The organism is Rhizobium sp. LjRoot98, from assembly GCF_964252935.1.
Classification (GTDB): domain Bacteria; phylum Pseudomonadota; class Alphaproteobacteria; order Rhizobiales; family Rhizobiaceae; genus Pararhizobium.
The window spans coordinates 104,522-131,214 of the sequence record NZ_CAXUPW020000002.1 but is presented as its reverse complement, the minus strand read 5'-3'; the positions used below and the strand labels follow the sequence as shown (position 1 = coordinate 131,214).

General features: G+C 60.9%; 22 protein-coding genes and 1 riboswitch. Of the genes, 14 read left to right on the top strand and 8 right to left on the bottom strand.

Annotation, left to right across the window (positions count from 1 at the left end; all coding sequences use genetic code 11):
• Nucleotides 1-4: 4 nt before the first annotated feature.
• The 4 genes from ACSQ3J_RS09255 (at nt 5) to ACSQ3J_RS09240 (ending at nt 3,597) form a co-directional block, all read left to right on the top strand.
• Nucleotides 5-877, top strand: a complete 873-nt coding sequence (locus tag ACSQ3J_RS09255; protein WP_060506701.1) for an ABC transporter permease — start codon at nt 5-7, stop codon at nt 875-877.
• Complete coding sequence (locus ACSQ3J_RS09250) at nt 874-1,662, top strand: ABC transporter permease (protein ID WP_113549720.1); 789 nt, start codon at nt 874-876, stop codon at nt 1,660-1,662. The genes ACSQ3J_RS09255 and ACSQ3J_RS09250 overlap by 4 nt, the downstream gene beginning before the upstream one ends.
• 14 nt (nt 1,663-1,676) lie before the next feature.
• Nucleotides 1,677-2,741: an ABC transporter ATP-binding protein gene (locus tag ACSQ3J_RS09245; protein WP_436039027.1), complete on the top strand. Its 1,065-nt coding sequence runs from the start codon at nt 1,677-1,679 to the stop codon at nt 2,739-2,741.
• Between the two features lie 121 nt (nt 2,742-2,862).
• Nucleotides 2,863-3,027: riboswitch (FMN riboswitch) on the top strand.
• Between the two features lie 96 nt (nt 3,028-3,123).
• A complete protein-coding gene (locus ACSQ3J_RS09240; RefSeq protein WP_436039226.1) occupies nt 3,124-3,597 on the top strand; it encodes a 6,7-dimethyl-8-ribityllumazine synthase in 474 nt (157 codons plus the stop codon).
• Between the two features lie 40 nt (nt 3,598-3,637).
• Here ACSQ3J_RS09240 and ACSQ3J_RS09235 read toward each other — a convergent pair whose 3' ends face one another.
• The 6 genes from ACSQ3J_RS09235 to ACSQ3J_RS09210 form a co-directional block, all read right to left on the bottom strand.
• On the bottom strand, nt 3,638-4,021 hold the full coding sequence (locus ACSQ3J_RS09235) for a hypothetical protein (protein WP_436039026.1): 384 nt from the start codon (nt 4,019-4,021) through the stop codon (nt 3,638-3,640).
• 131 nt (nt 4,022-4,152) lie between these two features.
• Entirely contained in the window at nt 4,153-5,814 is a 1,662-nt protein-coding gene (locus ACSQ3J_RS09230; protein WP_436039025.1) for a urocanate hydratase, read from the bottom strand.
• A gap of 197 nt (nt 5,815-6,011) precedes the next feature.
• Nucleotides 6,012-7,109 carry a DUF917 domain-containing protein gene (locus tag ACSQ3J_RS09225; RefSeq protein WP_436039024.1) on the bottom strand — a complete coding sequence of 366 codons (1,098 nt, stop codon included), beginning with the start codon at nt 7,107-7,109 and terminating at the stop codon, nt 6,012-6,014.
• Nucleotides 7,109-8,377: a Zn-dependent hydrolase gene (locus ACSQ3J_RS09220; RefSeq protein ID WP_436039023.1), complete on the bottom strand. Its 1,269-nt coding sequence runs from the start codon at nt 8,375-8,377 to the stop codon at nt 7,109-7,111. Before ACSQ3J_RS09220 ends, ACSQ3J_RS09225 begins: the two co-directional genes overlap by 1 nt.
• On the bottom strand, nt 8,377-9,756 hold the full coding sequence (locus ACSQ3J_RS09215; RefSeq protein WP_436039022.1) for a dihydroorotase: 1,380 nt from the start codon (nt 9,754-9,756) through the stop codon (nt 8,377-8,379). Before ACSQ3J_RS09215 ends, ACSQ3J_RS09220 begins: the two co-directional genes overlap by 1 nt.
• An 11-nt stretch (nt 9,757-9,767) precedes the next feature.
• On the bottom strand, nt 9,768-11,306 hold the full coding sequence (locus tag ACSQ3J_RS09210) for an aromatic amino acid lyase (RefSeq protein WP_436039020.1): 1,539 nt from the start codon (nt 11,304-11,306) through the stop codon (nt 9,768-9,770).
• 139 nt (nt 11,307-11,445) lie between these two features.
• Between ACSQ3J_RS09210 and ACSQ3J_RS09205 the strand changes: the two genes are divergently transcribed.
• Nucleotides 11,446-12,861 carry a LysR family transcriptional regulator gene (locus ACSQ3J_RS09205; protein WP_436039019.1) on the top strand — a complete coding sequence of 472 codons (1,416 nt, stop codon included), beginning with the start codon at nt 11,446-11,448 and terminating at the stop codon, nt 12,859-12,861.
• Nucleotides 12,862-12,945: 84 nt separating this feature from the next.
• Here ACSQ3J_RS09205 and ACSQ3J_RS09200 read toward each other — a convergent pair whose 3' ends face one another.
• Nucleotides 12,946-13,917, bottom strand: coding sequence for a GlxA family transcriptional regulator (locus ACSQ3J_RS09200; RefSeq protein ID WP_436039018.1), 972 nt, complete (start codon nt 13,915-13,917; stop codon nt 12,946-12,948).
• A 112-nt stretch (nt 13,918-14,029) separates the two neighbouring features.
• Between ACSQ3J_RS09200 and ACSQ3J_RS09195 the strand changes: the two genes are divergently transcribed.
• The 9 genes from ACSQ3J_RS09195 (at nt 14,030) to ACSQ3J_RS09155 (ending at nt 26,253) form a co-directional block, all read left to right on the top strand.
• Nucleotides 14,030-14,932, top strand: a complete 903-nt coding sequence (locus tag ACSQ3J_RS09195) for a 3-keto-5-aminohexanoate cleavage protein (protein ID WP_436039017.1) — start codon at nt 14,030-14,032, stop codon at nt 14,930-14,932.
• A gap of 211 nt (nt 14,933-15,143) precedes the next feature.
• Nucleotides 15,144-16,634, top strand: coding sequence for a carnitine 3-dehydrogenase (locus ACSQ3J_RS09190; protein ID WP_436039016.1), 1,491 nt, complete (start codon nt 15,144-15,146; stop codon nt 16,632-16,634).
• Between the two features lie 156 nt (nt 16,635-16,790).
• Entirely contained in the window at nt 16,791-17,951 is a 1,161-nt protein-coding gene (locus ACSQ3J_RS09185) for an acyl-CoA dehydrogenase family protein (protein WP_436039015.1), read from the top strand.
• Between the two features lie 7 nt (nt 17,952-17,958).
• Entirely contained in the window at nt 17,959-20,013 is a 2,055-nt protein-coding gene (locus ACSQ3J_RS09180) for an acetate--CoA ligase family protein (protein ID WP_436039014.1), read from the top strand.
• A 4-nt stretch (nt 20,014-20,017) separates the two neighbouring features.
• Entirely contained in the window at nt 20,018-20,800 is a 783-nt protein-coding gene (locus ACSQ3J_RS09175) for a carnitinyl-CoA dehydratase (protein WP_436039013.1), read from the top strand.
• Between the two features lie 309 nt (nt 20,801-21,109).
• Nucleotides 21,110-22,699: an ABC transporter substrate-binding protein gene (locus ACSQ3J_RS09170; protein ID WP_436039012.1), complete on the top strand. Its 1,590-nt coding sequence runs from the start codon at nt 21,110-21,112 to the stop codon at nt 22,697-22,699.
• 92 nt (nt 22,700-22,791) lie between these two features.
• Complete coding sequence (locus ACSQ3J_RS09165) at nt 22,792-23,805, top strand: ABC transporter permease (protein ID WP_436039224.1); 1,014 nt, start codon at nt 22,792-22,794, stop codon at nt 23,803-23,805.
• On the top strand, nt 23,802-24,629 hold the full coding sequence (locus tag ACSQ3J_RS09160; protein ID WP_060506683.1) for an ABC transporter permease: 828 nt from the start codon (nt 23,802-23,804) through the stop codon (nt 24,627-24,629). The genes ACSQ3J_RS09165 and ACSQ3J_RS09160 overlap by 4 nt, the downstream gene beginning before the upstream one ends.
• Nucleotides 24,622-26,253 carry an ABC transporter ATP-binding protein gene (locus ACSQ3J_RS09155; RefSeq protein ID WP_060506682.1) on the top strand — a complete coding sequence of 544 codons (1,632 nt, stop codon included), beginning with the start codon at nt 24,622-24,624 and terminating at the stop codon, nt 26,251-26,253. Before ACSQ3J_RS09160 ends, ACSQ3J_RS09155 begins: the two co-directional genes overlap by 8 nt.
• Before the next feature lie 54 nt (nt 26,254-26,307).
• Here ACSQ3J_RS09155 and ACSQ3J_RS09150 read toward each other — a convergent pair whose 3' ends face one another.
• The gene (locus tag ACSQ3J_RS09150; RefSeq protein WP_060506681.1) at nt 26,308-26,640 is read right to left on the bottom strand and encodes a PAAR domain-containing protein; all 333 of its coding nucleotides are present in this window, start codon (nt 26,638-26,640) and stop codon (nt 26,308-26,310) included.
• Nucleotides 26,641-26,693 lie beyond the last annotated feature (53 nt).

Below are 26,693 nucleotides of genomic sequence, written 5' to 3'. Positions count from 1 at the left end.
CCGGATGAGCGCCAACAGGGCCATTGATTTGAAGAAGACGGCCATCGACTGGCTCGGCATTACGCCGTTCCTGCTGTTTGCAGTGATGTTCCTGGTTGCCCCGACGCTCTATCTCGTCACCGGCGCCTTCCTCAATCCGGCGGGCGAATTCACCTTCGAGAACATTGGCGGGCTGTTTACCGACAAGATTGTCGCCTCCTACTGGATCTCCATCAAGATCAGCCTGGCCTCCTCGATCGGTGGTGCCCTGATCGGCTTCTGGCTCGCCTGGGCAGTGGTGCTCGGCGGCCTGCCCTCCTGGATCCGCTCGTCGCTGCTGACCTTTTCGGGTGTCGCCTCCAATTTTGCCGGCGTGCCGCTCGCCTTCGCCTTTCTCGCGACGCTCGGCCGCACCGGCCTCGTCACCATGATCCTGCGCGACTGGTTCGGCATCAACCTCTATGCCACCGGCTTCAATCTGTTGAGCTTCATCGGCCTGACGATCACCTACATGTATTTCCAGATTCCGCTGATGGTGCTGATCATCACGCCTGCACTCGACGGCCTGAAGAAGGAATGGCGCGAAGCTGCCGAAATTCTCGGCGCAACCAACAGGCAGTACTGGACCAAGGTTGCTCTGCCGATCCTGTTCCCGAGCATTCTCGGTACGACGCTGCTCCTGTTCGCCAATGCGTTTGGTGCTATCGCGACCGCCTATTCGCTGACCGGGTCCACCTTCAACATCGTGCCGATCCAGCTTTACGCCCAGATCCGCGGCGACGTTCTGCACAACCCCAATCTCGGTTACGCCCTGGCGCTCGGCATGATCGTCATCACCGGCATTTCAAACCTCATCTACATCTGGCTCCGCATGCGCGCCGAACGGTGGCAGAAATGAAGACACAAAAAATCGGTGCCTGGCTCGCGATCTTCTTCGGTGCTTCCTACTTCATCATCCCGCTGATCGCCACATTCGAATTCTCGCTGCGCATGCGCCGTGGCGAATATTCCTTCGATGCCTATCGCTCGGTCTTCTCGGACGTCCAGTTTCGCGAATCCTTCAGCTATTCCATCGTCATGGCGCTTTTGACCATTGTCTTCGGTGTGCTCCTGGTGGTTCCGACCGCCTACTGGGTTCGTCTGCGCCTGCCGCAGATGCGGCCGGTCGTCGAGTTCATCACATTGATGCCGCTGGTCATCCCCGCGATCGTCATCGTCTTCGGTTATCTGCGGATCTACAACTCGTCGTCCTACATCCCTTTCACGGGCTCGGCGCGGGGCACGGACCTGCTGCTGATGTTCTCGTTCATGACGCTGTCGCTGCCCTACATGTACCGCTCGGTCGATACCGCAATGCGCACCATCGATGTCGGCACGTTGACGGAAGCAGCCCAAAGTCTCGGCGCCTCCTGGCCGACCATCATGTTCAAGTGTATCTTCCCCAATGTCATGAGCGGCGTTCTGTCCGGCGCCTTCATCACCTTTGCCATCGTCATCGGCGAGTTCACCATGCCGTCGCTGCTTAACCGCCCGGCCTTCGGTCCCTATCTGCAGCTGATCGGCGCCAACCGCGCCTATGAGCCGCCGGCGCTCGCGGTCATCGCGTTTGCCATCACCTGGGGATGCATGATTCTTTTGCAGCTCGTCTCCCGTTTCAGCAAATCGGCTCCCGCCAAGCCCTGAGGTATTGATCGTCCATGTCCTTTCTCGAACTCTCAGGCATTCAGAAGAGCTTTGGCCCCGTCCAGGTGGTCAAGGATTTCGATATGACCATCGAAAAGGGAGAATTCGTCTCCTTTCTCGGACCGTCAGGCTGCGGCAAGACGACAATCCTGCGCATGATCGCCGGCTTCGAAACGCCGTCGGCCGGAACGGTTCTCATCAACGGCCGCAACCAGAATGAGCTGAAGCCGAACCAGCGCAATATCGGCATGGTCTTCCAGGCCTATGCGCTGTTTCCGAACATGACCGTACACGACAATGTCGCCTTCGGCCTGAAAATTGCCGGCATGGATAAATCGGCGGTCGATACCCGCGTCAAGGAAATGCTTGGCCTCATCCATCTCGACCACCTCGCCGATCGCTACCCATATCAGATGTCCGGCGGCCAGCAGCAGCGTGTGGCGCTTGCCCGTGCGCTTGCGCCAAAGCCCCAGGTGCTGCTGCTCGACGAGCCGCTATCGGCGCTCGATGCCAAGATCCGCGTATCGCTGCGCGAGGAAATTCGCCAGATCCAGCAGCAGCTCGGCATCACCACGGTTTTCGTGACCCACGACCAGGAAGAGGCCCTTTCGATCTCCGACCGCATCGTTGTCATGAACGCGGGCCGCGCTGACCAGATCGGCACGCCGTTCGACATCTACAACAAGCCGGCCACACGCTTCGTTGCCTCTTTCGTCGGGACACTCAATCTGATCGAAGCCAAGGTCGTCGATCCGGCAACAAACCGGATCATCATTGGCGATCAGCAAATCACCTTGCGCGAACCGCTCGGCTCGAGTGCCAAGGCGGGCGACAAGGTCTCGCTGGCACTGCGCCCGGAGGCGGGATCGATCGCCGAAGGTGCCAAGGGCGACACAGCCCTGACCGGCGCAGTCGTCTCTTCGAACTTCCTCGGCTCGGTCATCCGTACCCGCATGAAGGTCGGCGACGCTGTCATCTCATTCGACATGTTCAACGCGCCCGGGCTGATGCCGCCGGCTGTCAGCGAAATCGCCACACTGCGGTTCACCGCAAGCGACCTTCTGATCATTCGCGAATAACCGCAACGCGCAAAAAATATGTTTCAGGCGACGGATTTTCAGGAAAAATCTGTCGCCTTTTTCATTGTACGCGTCGCTCACCGCATTTGACGCCCGCCTGCCAATCCTTATAGTTGACCTTGCACGTTCTCAGGGCGGGGTGAAACTCCCCACCGGCGGTAACGGGGAGCAATTCCCGGAGCCCGCGAGCGCTTCATGTCCCTATGTTAGCAGAGAGACAGGAAGGTCAGCAGATCCGGTTGAATTCCGGAGCCGACGGTTAAAGTCCGGATGAAAGAGAGCAAGCAGACCAAGTGGCACCTTGTCTAAAAGGGGCCTCCGCGCCTGCGTGTTCGCCCAAGGGGATCATTGAAAAATGGCAACCTTGAAAGGCCAGACTGACATGACAATCGCTTCCCATCCGACCCAGAAAATCGCCATCATCCGCGCGCGCTGGCACGCCGATATCGTCGATCAATGCGTCAACTCCTTCGTCGCCCATTGGCAGAAGCTTGGCGGCAATGCTTCCGACGTCGAGATCTTTGACGTTCCCGGCGCGCTTGAAATCCCGCTGCACGCCCAGACACTGGCCAGGACCGGCCGCTTCTCGGCCATCATCGGTTCCGCCTTTGTCGTCGATGGCGGTATCTACCGTCACGATTTCGTTGCCGGAACGGTGCTCGACGGCATGATGCGCGTTCAGCTCGACACCGGTGTGCCGGTGCTCTCGACAGTGCTCACGCCGCACAACTTCCAGGAATCCGAACAGCATATCCGCTTCTTTACCGACCATTTTGTCGTCAAGGGCGTAGAGGCGGCCAATGCCTGCTCGCAGATTTTGGCAGCGCGGGCAAAGCTGGCGTTGATCAACGCCTGATATCGCACGCTGGGAAGGGCGGGCTATCCCGCCCTTCCCGCTACCGCCGTTCCTCCAGCCAATATTGCCGGGCACAGCCAAACCGGGGCGCGATGCGATCGTTGGCAATGACCGCTGATGCCCGCCGCTGATTGCGGCCACCGTGGACCGCGCGATTTGGAACGATGGTGTAACCATCGCTGATAAGCTGCAGCTTGAATTCGGCGAAGTGGCGCCTGAAGCCGCTTTTCACATGGCTCAAAGGGTATCGCCATCCGTTTCTACATGCTCTGATCAAAATGACCGAGTAGAGCCGGGCACTGATAATCCGTGCGTCATCTTCGGAGATCACTTTGTCAGGAGAAAAGCCATCGTCCGGCGAACCCCGCGGCACGCTCGAAAAAACCAGAGCAAGCGCGATACATCCTCCCAATGTCGCTTTCACCGCAGCCTCCCTCGCAGCCTCAAGCCACCCGTTCCTCCACTCTTTCAGAGGAAGACAGGATCGCACATGGCGGGCAGAGCACAAAACTATTATTTAGCAAAACATAATATACGTCAGCAAGGATGGCACCGCTAATCGAGTCCGATATACCCGATTCCCTTCCTGCCGATCTCGTCCACCGATTCCTCATAGCCAGCATCCGCATAGCGGATCACGCCGAGTGACGTGTCGTTGGTTAGCGCATGGTTCAGCCGCTCGGCCCCCGCCTCCGTGCCGTCGGCGACTACCGTAACCCCACAGCTGGTCATGTAACCGGCATAGCCGCCGCCGCCGGAGTGGACGACGACGAGATCGGCCATCGAGGAGCAGAGCAGCATCGCATCAAGCAGAGGCCAGTCGGCAATGGCATCGGAACCATCTTTCATCCGTTCGGTCATGATGTTCGGATGCGCCATGGCGCCGGCATCGAGATGGTCACGGGAAAAGGCGACGGGTCCCTTCAGCTCACCGGAAGCGACCAGCGCATTGACCGCCACCGCCAGCTGCGTCCGCTCACCATGACCAAGCCAGGCGATGCGGGCGGGCAGGCCTTCAAACGGCACATTCTCGCGCGCCAGCCGGATCCAGTTGGTGACGATCTTGTTGTCCGGGAACATCTCCAGCAAAAGGTCGTCGATGCGGGCGATATCGCATTCCTCGCCAGACAGCGCCATCCAGCGGAAAGGGCCGATCGCCCGGGCAAACAGCGGGCGCAGATAGGCCTCGGTGAAGATGCGGATATCGAAGGCATTGGCAACGCCACCTTCGCGCGCCTGGGTGCGGATCAGGTTGCCATTGTCGAAGACTTCCGATCCCTTGGCCTGGAATTCCAGCATCGCCTTGACATGATCGACGATGGAGGCGCGACTGGCCGCCATCAGCTGTCCCTGCCCGTCGACACGAAGCCGCTTGACCTCCTCAAGGCTCATGCCCTTCGGCACATAGCCATAAACCAGATCATGCGCCGACGTCTGGTCCGTGACGATATCCGGCACGATGCCACGTTTGGCTATTTCCGGATAAAGTGCAGCCGCATTGCCGACGAGGCCGATGGAGGTGGCGCGCTTTTCCTTGACGGCCTGATCGATCATCGCGAGTGCCGTATCGAGATCCGGCGCCACATGTTCGAGATAGCCGATCGCCTTGCGTTTTTCGGCGCGGATGGGATCGATATCGATGCACAGGATCGCGGCGCCCGCCATGCGGCCGGCCAGCGGCTGCGCGCCGCCCATGCCGCCCAAGCCCGCCGTCAGGATGAACCGTCCGGCGAGATCGCCGCCGAAGCGGTTTTCAGCAATGCGCATGAAGATTTCGTAGGTGCCCTGGATGACGCCCTGGCTGCCGATATACTGCCAAGCGCCGGCCGTCAGCCCGCCCCAGCAGATCAACCCTTGCTTTTCCAGTTCATAGAACACTTCGGCCTTTGCCCATTGGCCCACGATGTTGCAGTTGGCCATGATCACCAGCGGCGCCTTGGCATGGGTCTTTAACAGCCCCACCGGTTTACCCGACTGGATGATCAGCGTCTGGTCCTCGTCCATCTCCAGCAATGTCTTGACGATCGCCCTGTGCGACGCCCAGTTGCGCGCAGCCTTGCCGAGAGCAGCGTAGACGATCAGATTATCCGGATCTTCACCGACCGACAGGACATTTTCGATCAGCCGCAGCAACGCCTCCTGCCGCCAGCCTTTGGCCCGTAGTTCAGGACCGCCGGGGATCGGAAAATTCGGGTGACGCGGGTTAGGCTTGGGCATGATGATGTCCTCTGAAACTTGATGGGACTGGAAAGCCCCTCACCCTGGCCCTCTCCCCGCAAGCGGGGAGAGGGAACGACGGAGGTTGCCGCATGTCCGTTATCCCGGTTCACGGGGAGAAGGTGGCCGACAGGCCGGATGAGGGCAACCAAAGAGATGGAGTATACTAACCCGGCGCCTTGCGCCGACCCTCCCCCTCAAAGGGAGGGTGAAAGTGCATATTTCGCCAGCTCGATCCCCATCGCCTTCTCCACCGAAGGATAGACGCTCGGATCAAGCACGCTGGACGCCAGCGGAATGACGGTCTTCGGCACATGCAGCACGAAAATCCTCATGCCCAACTGCAACTGCCCGACGCTCAGCGGCTCGCCTTCCGGCGACAGCGTGGTGATAACGTCCGGGAAGGTCGCAAGCCGCATACCGCCAACATCCTCAACGGCCATATATTCGTTCATGACGTGGAGTACCGTCGAGTCATCGCCCTTCCCTAGAGTCACGGTGCCGATATCGAAGGCTTCCTTGGTGTAGACGACGGATTTGTCGGTGATCACGCCCTCCGCAAGGATCGTGCCGTTGGTGGTCTTGGCAATCGTATCGATGATGGCGCTGCCGCCCTTGCCTTCCGCCGCGATAATCGCCTCACCCAGAGTCAGGGCTAGCGAGATACCGCCAAGCGCGGCGTTGTTGCGAACATAGGACGCCCGCAGCGGATTGCGGCAGGAGGCGATGAAACCGCCGGACATATCCGATGCGGTGCGCAGGATCGGTGACACCTTGGCCGTTGCGCCACGAACCACCAGTTCGATGTAACGGTTCTCGTCGCGATTACCGCCAACAGCGGTCTGGATCATCTGCTCGGGCGAGCCGGCCATGCCGATCGATCCCATATCGCCGGTCGGATGCGCGCGCATATCACCGACGGCATCGAGAACCTTGGTGCCAAGGATCGCCGAGGGTAGCCAGCCGTTCAGCGTCGAGGACTTGCCGTTCTGCCCAACCATCAAGGCCGAGACCTTCTCGCCCAGCGCCTCTTGCAGCAGCTCGACCGCCTTGACGTAATCGACGCCACGCATTTCCCAGGGGGTGGTCGAAGCCGGTGCGCCGATGGCCGCCGCCGTCGCCACCCAGTCGTTTGCGTCGAGTTCATCAATGGATACCAGTTCGGGCTTGCCGATCGACACGGCCGCATAACCCAGCATGCGGCCATGATCGGCCCAGCCGCCGCCGCCCGCCGCATAGACCGATCCGCCTTTGACGGCCGCCTCGACGTCCTTTTCCGTGAGTATCCGGCCCATCACTGCTCCCCCTGTAATTCGCTGTCGAGTTTGCGAACCGCTTCGAACAGCACCGCCGTGCCGAGCGCAATATCGTCGTTTTCAGCCCATTCGTCCGGCGTGTGCGAGCGCCCCTCGCGGCAGGCGATGAAGATCATCGCCGACTTGGAAATTCGCGCCATCCAGGCGGTATCGTGACCGGCACCCGATGCCATGCGCCGACGCCTGGCGCCAACGCGGTCGCAGGCCTGTTCGAGATTGTGCATCACCAGCGGATCGGCGGGCGTCGGAAAATTGTCCGAAATCAGCTTTGGGGAGGCGATCGAAACACCGGTTTCGCGCTGGATATCGACAGCGATCTGATCGATCTCTGCAATGAACCTCTCCATGTCCGGCCGCAGCTCGGCCCGCGCATCGATCAGGATGCGGGCGCGGGACGGAACGACATTGGCAGCATTCGGCTCGATCGAAAATTCTCCGACCGTCGCCGTGAAATGCCCCTCGCCCTTTGCGTAATCCAGCGCCAGCCGTTCGACCTCGCCGACCATACGCGCAGCCGCCACCAGCGCATCGCGTCTGTGGCCCATCGGCGTAGTGCCTGCATGGTCTGCCTGACCTTCGAAAAGGATCTCGACGCGAGTAATACCGGCAATCGCCGTCACGATACCGATGTCGCAACGCTCGGCTTCCAGCACCGGCCCCTGTTCGATATGCAGTTCCAGAAACGCCCTGATGTCCGAGCGTTTCTGCCGGGCCAGCCGCGAGGGGTCGCCGCCAGCATCGATCATGCCCTGCCGTAGAGTCAGTTCCCCCTGCGTCCGGCTCAGCCAGCCATCCGGAATCAATCCCGCCAGCCCGCGGCTACCGACGCAGGAGACACCGAAGATCGACACTTCCTCGGCCAGGAAATCGACAACCTCCAGATCATGATCAAGCCGGATACCAGCCTCGTTGAGCGCCTGCGCCACTTCCAGTGCCGCCGCCACCCCTGCGATACCATCGAAACGCCCGCCTTCCGGCACCGTATCGGAATGCGACCCGAGCATGATCGTGCCAAGCGCCGATTTCCGCCCCTTGCGGCGGCCAATCAGGTTTCCAGAGGTATCGATGCGGGTTTCCAGCCCCGCAGCCTTGAAACGCTGTTCGAGGAAAGTCCTGCCTTCAAGAAACAATGGCGTAAAGGCGCGGCGGGTATAAGGCTTGTCCGGCTCGGTGATCCGGGCAAGCCCCTTGATGATATCGGCAATACGGCTTGCATTGACAGGCAGATTGGTTTCAACCGCGCTCATCAGAGCGCCTCGCGCAGCGGCAGGCTTGCCAGTGGCCGGATGAACTGACCTGCACCCGGCGCTGCCAGCACCGTCTTGCCGTCAAAAATCTGTGCGCCTCGGTTATACGTCGCAGCCACCCGCCACGGCAGGCGAATGCCGTTATAGGGCGACCAGCCGACGACATTGTTGCCGCTTTCAGCAGCGTCGTAGGTGTATGGCTCAGGCGTTAGCACCGCGATATCCGCATCCTTGCCAACTTCGAGTGCGCCCTTGCGGTGATCGAGGCGGAAATGGCGGGCCGGATTGAGCGCCATCAGTTCGGCCGCACGCGTCAACGGAATGCCGCGCTCCAAGGCACCCTTGACGAACAGCGGGATCATCACTTCAAGCCCCGGCACGCCGGACGCGTTGGCGAGCATATCCGGATTGGTCTTGCGATTTTCCGACCAGCTGACGTGATCGGTCGAAACCATCGTCACCGTGCCGTCAGCCACATGCCGCCAGAGTTTTTCGACTTCAGCCCGCGGCCGGATCGGCGGATTGATCTTCGCCTTGCCGCCCAGCCGCTTCACGTCGTTCTCCTCATCGAGAATGAGGTAGTGGATGCAGCATTCGATCGTGGCGTGGAAACCCTGAGCCCGGTAGGCGCGCGCGATATCGTAGCCGCGCCCGACAGAGCAGTGGACGACATGGGCCGGACAACCGGTGGCAGCGCCGGTTTCATAAATCTGGTTGGTGGCAAGCAGTTCCGTCAGCGGCGGGCGCGACAGGCCATGGGCGCGATAATCGGTAATCCCCGCCGCCTTGACCTTGTCGATTGCGGCCCGCACCGCCTCGTCGTCCTCGTTGTGCACGCCCGCAGCCAGACCGGTTGGCGCGATGGCCGCAAAACAATCCTCCAGCAGACCGGCCGGAATGCGCGGAAAACGTTTCGGATCCGTGCCGAAAGTCGAAAATTTGAAAGCGGCGACGCCAGCCTCGACCATTTCCTTAATCCGGGCCGGACCTTCTTCCGGATCGATCGTACCGTAAAGCGCGAAATCGACCCGCGCCTGTTTTCCGGCATGCTCGATCTTGCGCTGGACCGCCTCCGCCGAGCAGACCAGATTGCCTTCATCATAGGGCATATCGACAATTGTCGTGACGCCACCGGCAGCCGCCGAGCGCGTCGACCAGATGAAATCCTCCTGGTCTTTCTGGGACAGCGAATGCGTCTGCGCATCGATGGCACCGGGCAGGATCAGGGCCGTGCCCAAATCATGACGTTCGCGCGCCGACGGCATGGCGCCCTGCCCGACCAGCCCCACTTTGCCATCACGCACGGCAACAAATCCGCCTTCGACGACGCGATCGGCGAGAACAACAGTGCCTTTCAAAACCAGATCGAAGTCAGACATCTTTGTTTCCTCTACTGTCCGAGCGCGAAGAAAGTATCGAATTCCGGCATTGGCGCCGCTGTTACGATTTCCTCCAGCAAACGGCCGCAGGCAAAATCATGATGCAGCACCTCGATTTCCTTCGAGAGCGGCCGGTCCTTGAGATAGGTGGGGCTGACGGCGCGCACGCGATCATAGGCAATCCGGGTGACGCCTTGTGGCGTATCGCCGAGCAAATCGACCGCCTGGGCCGAGAGCATCGCCTCGATCGCCGCCATTTGCCGGAGATCGCGGACCTGTGTTTCCATACGCTCGACGATTAGAGGCAGGAAAGTCGCCTCCTCCTCCAGTCCACCGGCAACGACGATCGACTGCGCTGACAGGGGAACCGCCAGCGACTGAACACGCATATAGAGTTCCACCACCAGCTTCATCAGTGGTCCGAGACCGCTGGCGATCTCGCCCGGAGCGACGAGATTGACCGGCAGGTTTCGCCGCACGCCGTTGGACAGAAGGACGCAGCGGTTCAGCACATTGCGCGCCACATGCGAAAAGGCGATCTGTGCGGTCTCGATGTAAAGCGTCGTCGTGAGCGGCAGCGAGGCGCCGGACGAGTGAACCTGCCCGCCCAGCACGACCGGATTGTCATCTGACAGATAGGTCGCATCAACAAGGCGTTCGGCGGCAACCAGCAGCGTATCGACCACCGCGCCAAAGACCTGTGCCGTCATGCGCAGGCTCAATGGATCGTGAATTGCTGTCGGCAACGGCCAGTCGACACAATCGGACTGACCATAAAGCCACGAGCCGACCAGCGCTTCGCCGCGCGTTCCCAGCGTCGCGGCCACCCGCCATGGATCGGCAGACGCGCCGAGCGCCAGCGACGACATCAGCCCGGTCGTCATCAGCACGCGCACGGCCGAGGCGGCCTCGCGCAAAACGTCGGCGGCAGCAGCAAATGCCGTCGCATTGACGCTCAGCGCCGCAAGAGCGTCGCGCGGCAGCATGACAAAGGGCGAAAGCCCGGCGCGCCGCAGGGCCTCACCGGCATCCAGTAACTCGTCCTGGTAGAAGGCCTGCCCGGTACCCGTCAGGACGGAAGCAACCTGCCCCATCAGGCCTATATCGGCGCAGCCGATCGAACCATGGCGATGCACTGCCGGCACGACGTTCCGTTCAAGAAGCCCCAGGAACGCCTTGACCAGTTCGACGCTGCAGCCCGTATGGCCGCCAAGCGCGGTGTTGATGCGGATGGCGATGGCCTTGCGGACAATGGCCTGCGAGAACAGCGGGCCGGTGCCGAAATGATGCGCCTTGACCAAAGCCGTGTTGAATTCCACCAGATCATCGACGGTCCAAAGCCGGTCCTTCATCGAGCCGACGCCGGTATTGGCGCCATAGACCGGCAGACCCATGGCGATGCGATCGGCGATGACTTTGTGGGCCGTGTCGACCCGTTCAAACGATTGCTCGGAAACAACTGGCACGAACAGACCGGAGCCGATTTTCTCCAGTGCGGAGAAATCGAGTGGGTTACCGTTGAGGACGATGGTTTTCACCGATGCATGCATGCTTTGACTCACCTTGTTGGCAGCATGCTATGCCCAATATCCGGATTTGTGTTATATCCCAAAAATGAAACACGAGATGTCGGTAACCGTACAGATCGGCACGGGTTTATAATTTGGCTTCAGGGGATCAAAACCACCGATGGACATTGCCACCCTTTCCCTGGTCCACGCGATCCTTGAGCATCACGGAATCCGCCGGGCCGCAAAGGCAAGCGGCAAGCCACCCGCAAGTGTCAGCGCCGCTCTGAAACGGTTCGAAGCTGCCATCGCAGTCCCGCTCGTCCGGCGCGACCGCGGCAATCTGGTGCCGACGCTGGAGGCGCAGAGCCGGATGGCCGACCTTGCGGCGGCAAACGCGGCGATTCAGTTGCTGTTACGGCCTTCACCGACCTCAAATCTTCAGGCAGAACCTCAACTATCGTATGAGGTCTTCCAGCAAACTCCCTCTTCTCCCCAGCGGGGAGAAGGTGGCCCGCAGGGCCGGATGAGGGGGACGGCAAGCTCCGAAATCGCGGAAAGCCCCCCCTCATCGCCTTGCATCCGCTCGGCACTTCTCCCCGTGGGGGAGAAGAGGGAGAGCATCGCCAATGCTGACATTCCCGGTTCGATATCCGTCCGGGCCATACCCTCCATCAGCCTGACAGCACTGGAGCGCTTCGTCACGGTCGCCCGTAGCGGCAGTATCCGCGGCGCGGCGAAAGCCTCGGCAACCGGTCAGCCACAACTGACGCGACAGATGAGCGACCTCGAGGGTGATCTGGGTTACACGCTGTTGATCCGTTCGCCATCCGGCATCACCTGCACGGCCGAAGGGTTAGCGGCAATCCCGGTCATTGAAAATCTGCTGGAAATCTGGCGCAGGCTGTCCCGCGCGTCCGGCGACCGCTTCCGCCGCGCGGCGGCGACCTGGCGTTTCGGCTCGGTCATGCCGCTCGGTCCGGAAAGCGAGATCGCCCGCATGCTGGCAGCGCTGACGGCCAAATGGCATCGTGCCCGGCCGCGCCAGCCGCTGTTCGTGTCGAGCGCCACTGCCGACGAACTAATCGCAGGATTGAAGAACCGCCGCTTCGACGTGGTCCTACTCGACTTGGAAAGCTACCCATCGGAATTCGAAGGCAAGCTGATTTCGCGCACGCCCTTGGCGTTGGCTGGTCATCCCTCACTCTTTGCAAAACACGGCGACGATATCGGCGCATTGCTGCAATCCAATCCGATTGCGGTCCCGAGCCTGAAGAGTGGTTTGCGCCAGCAGGCCGCCCATTTTATCGACGCGGCGCTAAGTGAACAGGAACGCAGCCGGCTGACATTGACCGAGGTTGATTCGATCCCGGTCATCCTCAATCTGGTAACGGATCACGGCTATCTTTCAGTGTTGCCGGAAAGCTCGGCCGCCCGCGTGCGAAACGCCCCGGCCATGCGCAGGCTCGGCCCGGATTACATGCAAAGCCTGTCGCTGGCCTGGCAGAAAAACGCGCTTTCCCGGCAGGTGGCGGAAGCCATGCTCAGTATGATGACGGCGGATGAAACATCCGGCATCGCAGTTACTTTCGATTGATTCACTTCCTGCGCAACGGGCGCCAAACCTCTGATCCGACTCATCAATCCGTCACCTGTTGAATCAGTGCGTGAACTTACCCTCTCAGCTCTTCAGCTTGACGCGTCTTCGGGTCTCGCTCGGGCTTTCGCGGTAATGAGCGCGATAACTCCGCGAGAAGGCCGAGGATGAATTGAAGCCGGTGATAGCGGCGATATCGGCGAAATCGGCCCGCGTTTCGATCACCTTGCGCCGCGCGGCATTCAGCCGGAGCGCCAGATAATGGGCATGCGGCGCCACTCCCATCGTCTCCTGAAACAGGTCCTGCAAATGACGGGCGCTGACACCCGTGCGGCGGGCAAGGCGCGCAAGCGTCAGCGGCGCTTCGACGGTCTCTTCCATCAGCTTCACGGCCGTGCCCACGCGCGCATCGAGTATCCGCATGTTGCCGATCGCAGGGACTTGCAGCAGATCGCCGCGCGTGCGCTCCTGCTCGTAGATGAACAGTCGTGACACTTCGAGCGCCAGCGAATAGCTGTGCTGGCGGCGGATCAATTCGAGCATCAGGTCGAGCGTCGGCAGCGAACCGCCAGTGGTGATGCGCTTGCCATCAATGACGAAACGCTCGCGCACCGTGGTGATCTGCGGATAGGCGGCCGCAAAATCCTCGAAATCCTCCCAGTGGTTGGTCGCCGAGAAATTGTCGAGAAGGCTGGTCTCCGCAAGAAGCCAGGTGCCGGCTTCGATCCCGGCCACCACCTCGCGATGCCGTGCCGTTCGCGACAAGAGCATCTTCAATTGCGTGGTCGCGTAGGCCTGCCAATTATAGCTCGAGAGCACGAACAGCGGGGCCGTCTCATTCTGCGGCCGGAAAGGCCCTGCAACCGGGATCGGGATACCGCTCTTGGTCTCGATCGCCTCGCCGTCCGGGCTGAAAAAATCCCAGTCGTACAGCACCTTTCCGGCAATGCGATTTGCCGCGCGAAGCGGCTCGATGACCGATGCGACGAGGATCAGATTGGTCTCTGGCAACACCAGCAGGTCGAGGTGCTGGGTTCCATCGCTTGGAACGAGCATTCGTCCATCTCCGGCTTCTGGTTCCGAAAATGTATAACATACATCCGTTAAAGAAAAGCAGAACGGTCGTTCTTGGCTCGTAATGCAAGTCAAGAACAAGGGGAGGCCTTTTATGCCACTGAGCATGAACCGCGACGTTTTCATCACCTGTGCAGTTACCGGATCCGGCGACACCGCCGGCAAGTCGCCGCATGTACCGCGATCGCCAAAGCAGATTGCCGCATCGGCCATCGACGCCGCCAAGGCGGGTGCCGCCATCGTCCATTGTCATGTGCGTGATCCCGAAACGGGCGCTCCGAGCCGCCGCAACGATCTTTACAAGGAAGTCACCGACCTCATCCGTTCCGCCGATGTCGATGTCGTGCTGAACCTCACGGCCGGCATGGGCGGCGACATGATTTTCGGCAATGTCGAAAAGCCGCTGCCGCTCAACCCCAACGGCACCGACATGGCGGGCGCCACGGAACGCGTTTCCCATGTCGCCGAATGCCTGCCGGAAATCTGCACGCTCGATTGCGGCACGATGAACTTTTCTCTCGGCGATTACGTCATGACCAACACGCCGTCGATGCTGCGGGCCATGGCCAAGATGATGACCGATCTCGGTGTGCGCCCGGAAATCGAAGCTTTCGATACCGGCCATCTCTGGTTCGCCAAGCAGCTTGTTGAAGAAGGCCTGATCGAGGATCCGGTCCTGATCCAGCTCTGCATGGGCATTCCGTGGGGCGCGCCCGACGACCTCAACACCTTCATGGCGATGGTCAACAACGTGCCTCAGAACTGGACCTTCTCGGCCTTCTCGATTGGCCGCAACGCACTCGCCTATCCGGCAGCCGCGGTGCTCGCCGGCGGCAATGTCCGCGTCGGGCTGGAAGACAATCTCTACGTCGGCAAGGGCCAGCTCGCCACCAACGCGCAGCTTGTCGAAAAAGCCGTCGGCGTCATCGAAGGCATGGGCGCCCGGATTATCGGCCCGGCCGAGGTGCGCGAAAAGCTGAAGCTGACGAAGCGGTAAGGCGAACAGCGGAGCGTGGGTTCCCCTCATCCGCCCTTCGGGCACCTTCCCCCCCGCTGGGGAGAAGGAGGAACTGCCGCAATCGCTGAGCCCAAGACTGAGCACGAAAGACGCCGCGAACACCCTCTTCTCCCCAGCGGGGAGAAGGTGGCCCAAAGGGCCGGATGAGGGGGAGCCCGGAAGACGAAATGATAAAGGGAACACGACAACCATGACCAAAATCACCAAGGCGGCCTGCATCGGTGGCGGCGTTATCGGCGGGGCTTGGGCGGCGCGCTTCCTGCTGGCCGGCATCGACGTCAACATGTTCGATCCGCATCCGGAAGCAGAGCGCATTGTCGGCGAAGTGCTTGGCAATGCCGAGCGCGCCTATGCCATGCTGACCATGGCGCCGCTGCCTGCGAAGGGAAAACTCACCTTAGTCAAGAGCATTGAAGAGGCCGTGCAAGGCGCTGACTGGATTCAGGAAAGCGTGCCGGAGCGTGTCGACCTGAAGCGCAATGTCATTACCCAGATCGATGCGGCTGCCGACCCCAAGGCGCTGATCGGTTCGTCCACATCGGGCATCATGCCGACGGACCTGCAGCGCGACATGAAGCATCCCGAACGCATGTTCGTCGCCCATCCCTATAATCCGGTCTACCTTCTGCCGCTCGCCGAACTCGTCGGTGGCGAGAAGACCGCCAAGGCCACGCTGCAGGACGCCAAGGCGAAGCTCGCGCCGATCGGCATGAAGGGCGTCATCATCAACAAGGAGATCGAGGCTTTCGTCGGCGACCGCCTGCTCGAAGCCGTCTGGCGCGAAGGTCTGTGGCTGATCAAGGACGATATCTGCGACACCGAAACGCTCGACGACGTGATCCGCTACTCCTTCGGCATGCGCTGGGCGCAGATGGGCATGTTCGAGACTTACCGTATCGCCGGCGGCGAAGCCGGCATGCGCCACTTCCTCGCCCAGTTTGGCCCCTGCCTCTCCTGGCCCTGGACCAAACTGATGGACGTGGTCGATCTCGATGACGAGCTGGTGAACAAGATCGCCGGCCAGTCCGATGCGCAGTCCGGCGCCCGCGGCATTCGCGACCTGGAACGCATCCGCGACGAAAACCTCGTCGGTATCATGCACGCCTTGAAGAGTGGCGATGGCGGCAAGGGTTGGGGTGCGGGCAAGCTGCTCGCCGATTTCGAGGACAGCCTCTGGGCAAACGCCGAAAAGCCGTCGCCCGACCTCGGTCAGGCCCAGCCGATCCGCATCCTCGACACCAAGGTCAATGCCGCCTGGGTCGATTATAACGGCCACATGACCGAGCACCGCTACCTGCAGGTCTTCGGCGACACCTCCGATGGCGTGCTGCGCCTGATCGGCGTCGATCTGGAGTATGTGAAGAACGGCCACAGCTACTACACCGTCGAGACCCATATCCGCAACCTCGGCGAAGCCAAGCTCGGCGATGCGCTGTATTCGACCTGCCAGATCCTGTCGTACGACGAGAAGCGCCTGCACATCTTCTCGACCATCTACAATGCCGAGACCAACGAGGCCGTCGCCACCGCCGAGCAGATGATGCTGCATGTCTCCTCCAAGGAGAGCAAGGCCGTGCCCGCCCCAGCCTCCGTGCTGGGCAAGGTCAAGGCGATTGCCGAGGCGCATGCCTCGCTGCCGAAGCCGGACGGTGTCGGGCGTGCCGTTGGGCAGAAGCGATAGTGCTCCCTCTTCTCCCCCAGCGGGGAGAAGTGCCGAGCAAAGCGAGGCGATGAGGGGGTGGGCCGCAAGGCCCCCTCATCCGGCCCTCCGGGCCAACTTCTCCCCGTTGGGGAGAAGAGGAGGATACCCCAGAATAAAAATACGAGGGAACACAACATGAATTTCGCACTGACCGAAGAACAGCAGATGATCGTCGATACCGTGCGCGGTTTCGTCGAGACGGAAATCTATCCGCACGAAAACGAGGTGGAGCGCACCGGCATCGTGCCGAAGGAACTCGGCCAGGAGATTGCGCAAAAATGCAAGGATCTCGGCTTTTTCGCCTGTAACATGCCCGAGGAAGTCGGCGGCGCGGGGCTCGATCACCAGACGTTTACGCTGGTCGAACGCGAACTCGGCCGCGGCTCGATGGGCCTGACGGTGTTTTTCGGCCGCCCTTCCGGCATCCTGATGGCCTGCAATGACGAGCAGCGCGAAAAATACCTGATCCCGGCCGTCAAAGGCGAAAAGTTCGACGCTCTCGCCATGACCGAGCCGGATGCGGGCTCCGACGTGCGCGGCATGAAGTGTTTTGCCCGACCCGATGGCGATGACTGGATTGTCAACGGCACCAAGCATTTCATTTCGCATGCCAACATCGCTGATTTCGTCATCGTCTTCATCGCCACCGGCGAAGAAGAAACCCCGCGCGGTCCGAAGAAGAAGATCACCTGCTTCCTCGTCGATCGCGGCACGCCGGGCTTCGAAATCCGCAACGGTTACGATTCAGTCTCCCATCGCGGTTACAAGAACTGCATCCTATCGTTCGATGATTGCCGCCTGCCCTCGTCTGCCATTCTCGGCGAAGTGCACAAGGGCTTCGACATCGCCAACGACTGGCTCTACGCCACCCGCATCACGGTTGCCGCAACCTGCGTCGGCCGTGCCCGCCGGGTGTTCGACTATGCCCTGCCCTATGCCGCCGAGCGCAAGCAGTTCGGCAAGCCGATCGGCGCCAACCAGGGCGTCTCGTTCAAGCTCGCCGACATGATCACCGAAATCGACGCCGCCGACTACCTGACGCTTGCTGCCGCCTGGCGGCTCGATCAGAAGCTTCCCGCCAACCGCGAAATCGCGTCGGCAAAACTCTATGCCTCCGAAATGCTCGCCCGCGTCACGGACCAGGCAATCCAGATCTATGGTGGCATGGGCCTGATGGATGATCTGCCACTTGCCCGCTTCTGGCGCGACGCCCGTGTCGAGCGCATCTGGGACGGAACCTCGGAAATCCAGCGGCACATCATCAGCCGCGACCTCTTGCGTCCGTTGGGAGCGTGATTGATCCATGACACGCTCTCTCGACCGTCTGATCCGGCCCAAATCCATCGCCGTCTTCGGCGGCAAGGAAGCACGCCGGGTCATCGAACAATGCGACAAGATGGGGTTTACCGGCGATATCTGGCCTGTGCACCCGAAGCAGGGCGAAATCCTCGGCCGCCGCTGCTATCGCTCGGTGGCCGAGCTTCCAGCGGCCCCTGACGCCTCCTTTGTCGGCGTCAACCGCCAGCTGACCATCGACATCATCCGCGACCTGTCTGCCCGGGGTGCCGGTGGCGCCATCTGCTATGCCTCCGGCTTTCGCGAGGCCGTCAGCGAACTCGCCGATGGAAACGACCTGCAGGAAGCGCTGGTCACAGCGGCCAGTGACATGCCGATCGTCGGCCCCAACTGCTATGGCTTCATTAACGCGCTCGATGGCGCCCTGCTCTGGCCGGACCAGCACGGCATGCAGCGCGTCGAGCGCGGCGTCGCCGTTCTCACGCAATCGTCAAACATCGCCTGCAACATATCGATGCAGATGCGCGGCCTGCCGCTCGCATATATCATGACGGCCGGAAACCAGGCGCAGACGGGGCTCTCGGAGCTTGCGATCGCAGCGCTCGAAGATCCGCGCGTCACGGCCGTCGGCCTGCATATCGAGGGTTTCGACAGCATCGAGGCTCTGCAGCGGCTGGCAATGCGGGCGCGCGAACTGAAAAAACCGGTCGTCACCCTCAAGGTCGGCAAATCCGAAGCCGCCCAGCTGGCAACGGTTTCGCACACCGCTTCGCTCGCCGGCAATGACGCCGTTTCTGGCGCCGTTCTCGAACGTCTCGGCATCGGCCGGGTGGATACGCTGCCGGAGCTACTCGAAACCCTGAAACTGCTCCACCTGCATCCACCGCTGAAAAGCTTCGACATCTCATCGATGAGCTGCTCGGGTGGCGAAGCATCCCTGATGGCCGACGCCGGGGTGAAGCGGAAGACCGTATTCCGGGCGCTGAAGGCCGAACAACGCCTACCGCTGCGCGAAAGCCTCGGCGAAATGGTCACGATCGCCAATCCGCTCGACTACCACACCTTCGTCTGGGGTAACCTCGAAAAACAAACGACGGCGTTTACCGCGATGATGAAAGGCGATTACGCGCTGAACCTCATCGTTCTCGACTTCCCCCGTCAGGACCGCTGCGACGCCGCAGACTGGAACACCACCTGCGAGGCAGTCATCGCCTCAGCCAAGGCGACCGGGGCCGTTGCCGGCATCGTCGCCAGCCTCGGTGAAAACATGCCGGAAGAAACAGCTTTGTCTCTGATGGCGTCGGGCGTCGTTGCCTTCTCTGGCATCGATGAAGCCCTCGCCGCCGCCGAAATCTCGGCCGGTATCGGTGAGATCTGGGCTAAACCGGCGCCCGCCCCACTTCTGTCCGCAGGCGCGGAAGAAGGTGAAATCATCACGATCAGCGAGAACGAGGCAAAGGCTGAGCTGGCGGCATTCGGCCTCGTCGTACCCATCGGAAAAACCGCAGCCACCGCGGATGAGGCAGCCGATGCGGCGGAATCTCTCGGATTCCCGGTGGTCCTCAAGGGCCTTGGCGTCGCCCATAAAACCGAAGCAGGTGCCGTCAAGCTCAACCTCGGTGACCGCCAGTCGGTTCTGGAGGCAGCCGGCGCCATGAAAACTGTCGCATCCGGCTATCTCGTCGAAAAAATGATCGCAAAACCGGTCGCCGAGATCATCGCCGGCGCCCTGCGCGATCCCGTTGCTGGTCTGGTCCTCACCATCGGCGCAGGCGGCATTCTGGTGGAATTATTGGAAGATTCGGCGATTTTGACCCTTCCAACGACACGGGAGGCCATCGGTGAGGCCATTTCCGGCCTGAAAATCAGAAAGCTGCTCAATGGCTATCGCGGCGGTCCGGCAGGCGATGTGGCTGCCCTTATTACAGCTGTCGCTGCTGTAGCATCCTATGTCGCTGCAAACGCTTCAAAGCTCGAAGAACTCGATATCAATCCTATCATGGTCTTGCCGCAAGGGTCTGGAACCGTTGCAGCCGATGCCCTGATCCGTCGAAGGAAATGACCCTATGACCGGACCTATCAGAACCCGCCGCGAAGGCGGTATTCTCGAAGTCACCATCGATCGGCCGAAGGCCAATGCGATCGATCTGGTGACCAGCCGCATCATGGGCGAAATCTTTGCCGGCTTTCGCGACGACGATAGCTTGCGTGTCGCGATCATTACCGGCGCCGGTGAAAAATTCTTCTGTCCAGGATGGGATCTGAAGGCCGCAGCCGGCGGTGACGCGGTCGATGGCGATTACGGCATTGGCGGTTTCGGCGGCATGCAGGAACTGCGCGACCTCAACAAGCCGGTCATCGCCGCCATCAACGGCATCTGCTGTGGCGGTGGGCTTGAGATTGCGCTTTCGACCGACATGATTCTTGCGGCCGAACACGCGACCTTTGCCCTGCCGGAAATCCGCTCCGGCACCGTTGCCGACGCTGCCTCGATCAAGCTGCCCAAGCGCATCCCCTACCATATCGCCATGGACATGCTGTTCACCGGCCGCTGGCTGGATGCAGCCGAGGCCAATCGCTGGGGCTTCGTCAACGAAATTCTGCCCGCTGACAAACTGATGGAGCGCGCCTGGGACCTCGCCCGCCTGCTCGAAAGCGGCCCACCGCTGGTTTACGCCGCCATCAAGGAAGTGGTCCGCGCCGCCGAAGGCGAGGATTTCCAGACGACGATGAACAAGATCACCAAGCGCCAGTTCAAGACGGTCGACATTCTTTATTCGAGCGACGACCAGCTGGAAGGCGCACGGGCTTTTTCGGAAAAACGCGATCCGGTCTGGAAGGGAAAATAACGGCCTCAAACCGCCACAACGAAAGGATGTGGGACGATTGCACTCGGCTTTCAATCATAAGCCAGACTTATGTAAATTGCCAAATTTTTATGTGAATACAGAGTGTACTTCAGAATATACCATTAATTTCAACGGGGTTTTCGGTGCAGGAAATCCCCATTTCGCGAAAGGCTCGATTGCGGCAAACCAACCCGCAAATGTGACTGGCCTACCCGCCCTCGGGCATGCATTCTAGCAAACACACGATCGGCAAAGATTGAAAACAATAAAGAAAAACGGCGAAAAGCCATCAACAAAGGGAACAGGGGAATGAGCGATTACAAGAACTACCTCGCCAATCAGGTGATGATGGGCAAGATGAACCGCCGCGAATTTATCGGCCGTACCGTGGCTGCCGGTGTCGCGCTCTCCAGCGCCAGCACATTGTTTGCCACCAGCGCCTCGGCACAGGAACCGAAAAAGGGCGGCCACCTCAAGCTTGGCCTTGAAGGCGGCTCGGCCACGGACAGCAAGGATCCGGGCAAGAACCTGTCGCAGGTCACCTTTGTGTCTAGTCACAACTGGGGCGACCTGCTCGTCGAATCCGACCCGTTCACCGGTGCGCCCGTGCCGTCGCTGGCCGAATCCTGGGAACCTTCGAAAGACGCTGTCACCTGGACCTTCAAGATCCGCAGCGGCGTCAAGTTCCACAATGGCAAGGACCTGACCGTCGATGACGTCGTGGCAACACTGAAGCGGCATTCCGACGAAAAATCCGAATCCGGCGCTCTTGGCGTCATGAAATCGATCAAGGACATCAAGGCCGACGGCGGCAATCTGGTGGTGACGCTCAACGAGGGCAACGCCGACATGCCGTTGCTGCTCAGCGCCTATCATCTGGTGATCCAGCCGAACGGTGGTCTCGACGATCCGGAAGCCGGCATCGGCACCGGTCCCTACAAGATGATGAGCTGGGAACCCGGCGTCCGCGCCACCTACGAAAAATTCCCGGAATATTGGCGCACCGATCGCGGCTTCGTCGATTCCGTCGAAATCATCGTCATGAACGATGCGACCGCCCGCATGGCTGCGCTCTCGTCCGGTCAGGTCCATTTCATCAACCGTGTCGATCCGAAGACCGTTGGCATGCTGAAGCGCGCGCCGAATGTCGAAATCCTCTCGACATCGGGCCGCGGCCACTACGTCTTCATCATGCATTGCAACACGGCGCCATTCGACAACAACGACCTGCGCCTGGCGCTGAAATACGCCATGGACCGCGAGACGATGGTCGACAAGATCCTCGGCGGCTACGGCAAGGTCGGTAACGACTTCCCGATCAACTCGACCTACGCCCTGTTCCCCGACAGCATCGAACAGCGCACCTACGATCCGGACAAGGCGGCCTTCCACTACAAGAAGTCCGGTCACGACGGTTCGGTTCTCTTGCGCACGTCCGACGTCGCGTTCCCGGGTGCCGTCGATGCGGCCGTGCTCTACCAGGAAAGCTGCAAGAAGGCCGGCATCAACATCGAGGTGAAGCGCGAGCCGGGCGACGGCTACTGGACCAATGTCTGGAACGTCCAGCCATTCTCGACCTCCTACTGGGGCGGACGTCCGACGCAGGACCTGATGTATTCCACCGCCTATCTGTCGACCGCGGACTGGAACGACACCCGGTTCAAGCGTCCTGATTTCGACAAGGTGCTGCTCGAAGCCCGCTCCGAGCTTGACGATGGCAAGCGCAAGGAACTCTATACGGCAATGGCAACGATGGTCCGCGACGAAGGCGGCGTCATCCTGCCGATGTTCAACGACTTCGTGAACGCCAGCACCAAGCAGGTAAAGGGCTACGTCAAGGACGTCGGCAACGACATGTCCAACGGCTTCGTCGCAACTCGCGTCTGGCTCGACGCCTGATGGCGGGCGGACCGGTCACGGGTCCGGCGCAGACAACAGGTCCGGCTACGGGAGGCGAAAGCCTCTCGCAGCAGGCGCCCGTTTCCGGAACTATGGTAACGCCCCCGACAGGGGTCGTTACCGGCACGTTCTGGCGCCGTTTCACCCTTCGCCGCCCCTTGGCGGCGCTCATCGTCCAGCGGCTGGGTCTAAGCGTTGGTCTTCTGTTTGCCGTATCGCTGATGATCTTCGGCGGCGTCGAAGCTTTGCCTGGCGATTTCGCCACGACCTATCTCGGTCAATCGGCAACACCACAAGCTGTCGAAAACATCCGCAAGGATCTCGGTCTCGACCGTCCTGTGACGGAGCGTTATTTCAGCTGGCTCGGCGGCGCGTTGCAAGGTGACTTCGGAAAATCCTGGGCCAGCAAGAATTCGGTCAGCGAGCAGATCGGCAAACGCCTCGGAAACTCCCTGTTCCTCGCCTTCTTCGCCGCGATCATTTCTGTGCCGCTGGCGGTCGGGCTCGGCATGCTTGCCGTGCAATATCGAAACCGTTTGCCGGACAAGATCATCAATGTCGTCTCTCTCGCGGCAATCTCCTTGCCCGAATTCTTCGTCGGCTATCTGCTGATCCTGTTCTTTGCCGTCCAGATGGGCGTCGCGACCTTCCCTGCCACCGTCTATGACGGCATGAGCTTTGGCGAACGTCTCTCGGCCATCGCGCTGCCCGTCGCAACGCTAGTGCTCGTCGTTCTCGCCCATATGATGCGCATGACCCGCGCGGCCATCCTCAATGTCATGTCGTCGGCCTATGTCGAGACGGCAGAACTGAAGGGGCTGAGCGCCTTCCGGATCATTGCCAAGCACGCCGCTCCCAACGCCGTTGCCCCGGTCATCAACGTCATTGCGCTCAACCTCGCCTACCTCGTGGTCGGCGTCGTCGTCGTGGAAGTGGTGTTCGTCTATCCGGGCATGGGCCAGTACATGGTCGATGCGGTGACGGTTCGCGATATGCCGGTGGTGCAGGCCTGTGGCCTGATCTTTGCCGCCTTCTATATTTTCCTCAACATGGCCGCGGATATTCTCGCCATCCTCGCCAATCCGAGATTGAGGCACCCACGATGAGATTAAGCACCATTCCCCTCAGCGCCTGGGTCGGCCTCATCGGCATTGCCCTGGCCCTGTTCTGCGCCATCTTCGCGCCCTGGATCGCGCCGTTCGGCGAACGCGATGTCGTCGGCGATATCTGGCTGCCGATGGGTGGCGATTTCCTGCTCGGCACCGATAATCTGGGTCGTGACCTTCTATCCCGCCTGATCTTCGGCGCAAGGACGACGATCTTCGTCGCCCTTGCAGCAACCGTCATCTCGTTTTCGCTCGGCATGCTCTTGTCGTTCACGGCTGCCGTCACCGGTGGCCTGATCGATCAGCTGTTCTCACGCTTCAACGATCTGATGATGGCGATCCCGACGCTGATCTTCGCGCTGGTGGTGCTTGCGGTTCTGCCGCAGCAACTCTGGATCCTGATCCTTGTCATGGCCATTCTCGACAGTACCCGCGTCTTCCGCATCGGCCGCGCCGTGGCGCTCGATGTCGCAGTCATGGAATTCGTCGAGGCAGCGCGCCTGCGCGGCGAAGGAACGCGCTGGATCATTTTTCGCGAAATCCTGCCGAATACGCTCTCGCCGCTGCTGGCCGAATTCGGCCTGCGGTTCGCGTTTTCTATCCTGTTCCTGTCCACCCTCTCCTTCCTCGGCCTTGGCATCCAGCCGCCAGCCGCCGATTGGGGCGGTATGGTCAAGGACAACAAGGACGGCATCATCTTCGGCATCTCGGCGGCCCTGGTGCCGGGCGGCGCGATTGCCGGCCTTGCCATCTGCGTCAATCTCGTCGTCGACTGGCTGATGAAGCGAACCTCGAGCCTCAAGGGAGGGCGCGGCGATGCCTGATCTGCTGTCTGTCAAGAACCTGAAGATCGAAGCCACCAGCTATCCGCCGGGTGAACCGCCAAAGACGGTGACGCTGGTTGAAAATGTCTCCTTCGACGTCCAGAAGGGCAAGGTGCTCGGTCTGATCGGTGAAAGCGGCGCCGGCAAGTCCACCATCGGCCTCTCGGCGCTTGCCTATGGCCGTGGTGGTGCGGCGATCACCGGCGGCCAGGTCCTGCTGAACGGCAAGGACATCCTGACGCTCGGCCGCGATGGTGTGCGCACCATCCGCGGCTGCAAGGTCTGCTATGTGGCGCAATCGGCGGCCGCCGCCTTCAACCCGGCCCACAAGCTCGGCGAACAGGTGATCGAGGCGGCCCTGCGCCACAAGATCATGACCCGGCCCGAAGCGGAAAAGCGGGCGCTGTATCTCTTCAAGGTTCTCGGCCTGCCCAGCCCGGAAACGTTTGGCGACCGCTATCCGCACCAGGTCTCCGGCGGCCAGCTGCAGCGCGCCATGACGGCGATGGCACTCTGCCCCAACCCCGAGCTGATCGTCTTCGACGAGCCGACGACAGCGCTCGACGTCACCACCCAGATCGACGTTCTGGCCGCCATCAAGCATGCGATTGAGGAAACCCATACGGCCGCCCTCTACATCACCCATGATCTCGCCGTCGTCGCCCAGATTTCCGATGACATCATGGTGCTGCGCCATGGAAAGACCATCGAATACGGAACGACCAAGCAGATCATCGAGGCACCGAACGAGGACTATACCCGCGCCCTCGTCAGCGTCCGCCAGGCCAAGCGCGAGGAAGCAAAGGATCAGAGCAATACGCTCCTGAAGATCGATCATGTCAGCGCCGGCTACGGCAACGGCTTCAAGGTTCTGCATGACGTGTCCATGCACCTGCCCAGGGGCCAGACACTGGCGATCGTCGGCGAAAGCGGTTCCGGAAAATCGACGCTCGCCCGCGTCATCACCGGGCTCCTGCCGCCTTCGGAAGGAATGATCACCTTCGACGGTAAGCAGCTTCCAAAAGCGCTGAATGGACGCAGCAAGGAAGAACTGCGCCGCGTGCAGATGATCTACCAGATGGCTGACACGGCAATGAACCCCCGCCAGACCGTGCGCGATATCATCGGCCGGCCGATCTCGTTCTACTACGGCCTGCATGGCGCGAAAAAGACCGAGCGGGTGAAGGAGCTTCTCAATCAGATCGAGATGGGAGACCGCTTCCTCGACCGCTACCCGGCCGAACTGTCCGGTGGCCAGAAGCAGCGCGTGGCGATTGCACGGGCGCTGGCGGCTAAGCCGGAACTGATCCTTTGCGACGAACCAACGTCGGCGCTCGACCCGCTGGTGGCGGAAGGCATCTTGAATCTTCTTCTGAGGCTTCAGGAGGAAACCGCTGTTTCCTATGTCTTTATCACCCACGACATAGCAATTGTCCGCGCCATCGCCGACTCGGTCGCCGTCATGCACCGCGGCAAGCTCGTCCGTTTCGGACCCAAGTCGAAAGTGCTCACGCCACCGTTCGATGACTATACGGACCTGCTGCTGAAGTCGGTTCCGGAAATGGAGATCGGCTGGCTGGAAAAGGTCCTGACCACCCGCCGGATGGAAAGCGCCGGAAACTGATCAGACAAGAATGGCCTTCCCTCCATGCCCCCATAGAAGGGAAGGATCTCACGCTCATTTTGTGGTGCAGGCGACATCACCCAGCCGCTGCATCGGCTGATTGTTTGCCATGACGGTCGTTTCGCCCTTGGCGGTACAATCCGCCTTTTCCGAAGTCCCTGAACGGACGCGCACCAGCGGCTGCCCTTCGATCATGATGCCCGGAACGATTTCGTAGAGATCGGCCGGGCAATTGACGACGTCCGACAGCCTGAGTGCTGGCGCACCGCCGATGAAGACGCTGGATGCGCCGGACAGTGCGCAACCGGCAAGCGGCGAAGCATCCTCGCCGAGAACCGGCAAGGCGGACAGTCCGAACAGCAGCAATCCGGCGGCAACAGTCCTCATCCCGTCCTCCCATCTTTCATCGCCCGAACCCTACGACGAAACCAACGCCAGCG

Excerpts from the sequence above, each read along its gene's own strand:
- ACSQ3J_RS09255 (WP_060506701.1), top strand. The coding sequence starts at position 5 with ATGAGCGCCAACAGGGCCATTGATTTGAAGAAGACGGCCATCGACTGG.
- ACSQ3J_RS09250 (WP_113549720.1), top strand. The coding sequence starts at position 874 with ATGAAGACACAAAAAATCGGTGCCTGGCTCGCGATCTTCTTCGGTGCT.
- ACSQ3J_RS09245 (WP_436039027.1), top strand. The coding sequence starts at position 1,677 with ATGTCCTTTCTCGAACTCTCAGGCATTCAGAAGAGCTTTGGCCCCGTC.
- ACSQ3J_RS09240 (WP_436039226.1), top strand. The coding sequence starts at position 3,124 with ATGACAATCGCTTCCCATCCGACCCAGAAAATCGCCATCATCCGCGCG.
- ACSQ3J_RS09230 (WP_436039025.1), bottom strand. The coding sequence starts at position 5,814 with ATGCCCAAGCCTAACCCGCGTCACCCGAATTTTCCGATCCCCGGCGGT.
- ACSQ3J_RS09225 (WP_436039024.1), bottom strand. The coding sequence starts at position 7,109 with ATGGGCCGGATACTCACGGAAAAGGACGTCGAGGCGGCCGTCAAAGGC.
- ACSQ3J_RS09220 (WP_436039023.1), bottom strand. The coding sequence starts at position 8,377 with ATGAGCGCGGTTGAAACCAATCTGCCTGTCAATGCAAGCCGTATTGCC.
- ACSQ3J_RS09215 (WP_436039022.1), bottom strand. The coding sequence starts at position 9,756 with ATGTCTGACTTCGATCTGGTTTTGAAAGGCACTGTTGTTCTCGCCGAT.
- ACSQ3J_RS09210 (WP_436039020.1), bottom strand. The coding sequence starts at position 11,306 with ATGCATGCATCGGTGAAAACCATCGTCCTCAACGGTAACCCACTCGAT.
- ACSQ3J_RS09205 (WP_436039019.1), top strand. The coding sequence starts at position 11,446 with ATGGACATTGCCACCCTTTCCCTGGTCCACGCGATCCTTGAGCATCAC.
- ACSQ3J_RS09200 (WP_436039018.1), bottom strand. The coding sequence starts at position 13,917 with ATGCTCGTTCCAAGCGATGGAACCCAGCACCTCGACCTGCTGGTGTTG.
- ACSQ3J_RS09195 (WP_436039017.1), top strand. The coding sequence starts at position 14,030 with ATGCCACTGAGCATGAACCGCGACGTTTTCATCACCTGTGCAGTTACC.
- ACSQ3J_RS09190 (WP_436039016.1), top strand. The coding sequence starts at position 15,144 with ATGACCAAAATCACCAAGGCGGCCTGCATCGGTGGCGGCGTTATCGGC.
- ACSQ3J_RS09185 (WP_436039015.1), top strand. The coding sequence starts at position 16,791 with ATGAATTTCGCACTGACCGAAGAACAGCAGATGATCGTCGATACCGTG.
- ACSQ3J_RS09180 (WP_436039014.1), top strand. The coding sequence starts at position 17,959 with ATGACACGCTCTCTCGACCGTCTGATCCGGCCCAAATCCATCGCCGTC.
- ACSQ3J_RS09175 (WP_436039013.1), top strand. The coding sequence starts at position 20,018 with ATGACCGGACCTATCAGAACCCGCCGCGAAGGCGGTATTCTCGAAGTC.
- ACSQ3J_RS09170 (WP_436039012.1), top strand. The coding sequence starts at position 21,110 with ATGAGCGATTACAAGAACTACCTCGCCAATCAGGTGATGATGGGCAAG.
- ACSQ3J_RS09165 (WP_436039224.1), top strand. The coding sequence starts at position 22,792 with ATGGTAACGCCCCCGACAGGGGTCGTTACCGGCACGTTCTGGCGCCGT.
- ACSQ3J_RS09160 (WP_060506683.1), top strand. The coding sequence starts at position 23,802 with ATGAGATTAAGCACCATTCCCCTCAGCGCCTGGGTCGGCCTCATCGGC.
- ACSQ3J_RS09155 (WP_060506682.1), top strand. The coding sequence starts at position 24,622 with ATGCCTGATCTGCTGTCTGTCAAGAACCTGAAGATCGAAGCCACCAGC.
- ACSQ3J_RS09150 (WP_060506681.1), bottom strand. The coding sequence starts at position 26,640 with ATGAGGACTGTTGCCGCCGGATTGCTGCTGTTCGGACTGTCCGCCTTG.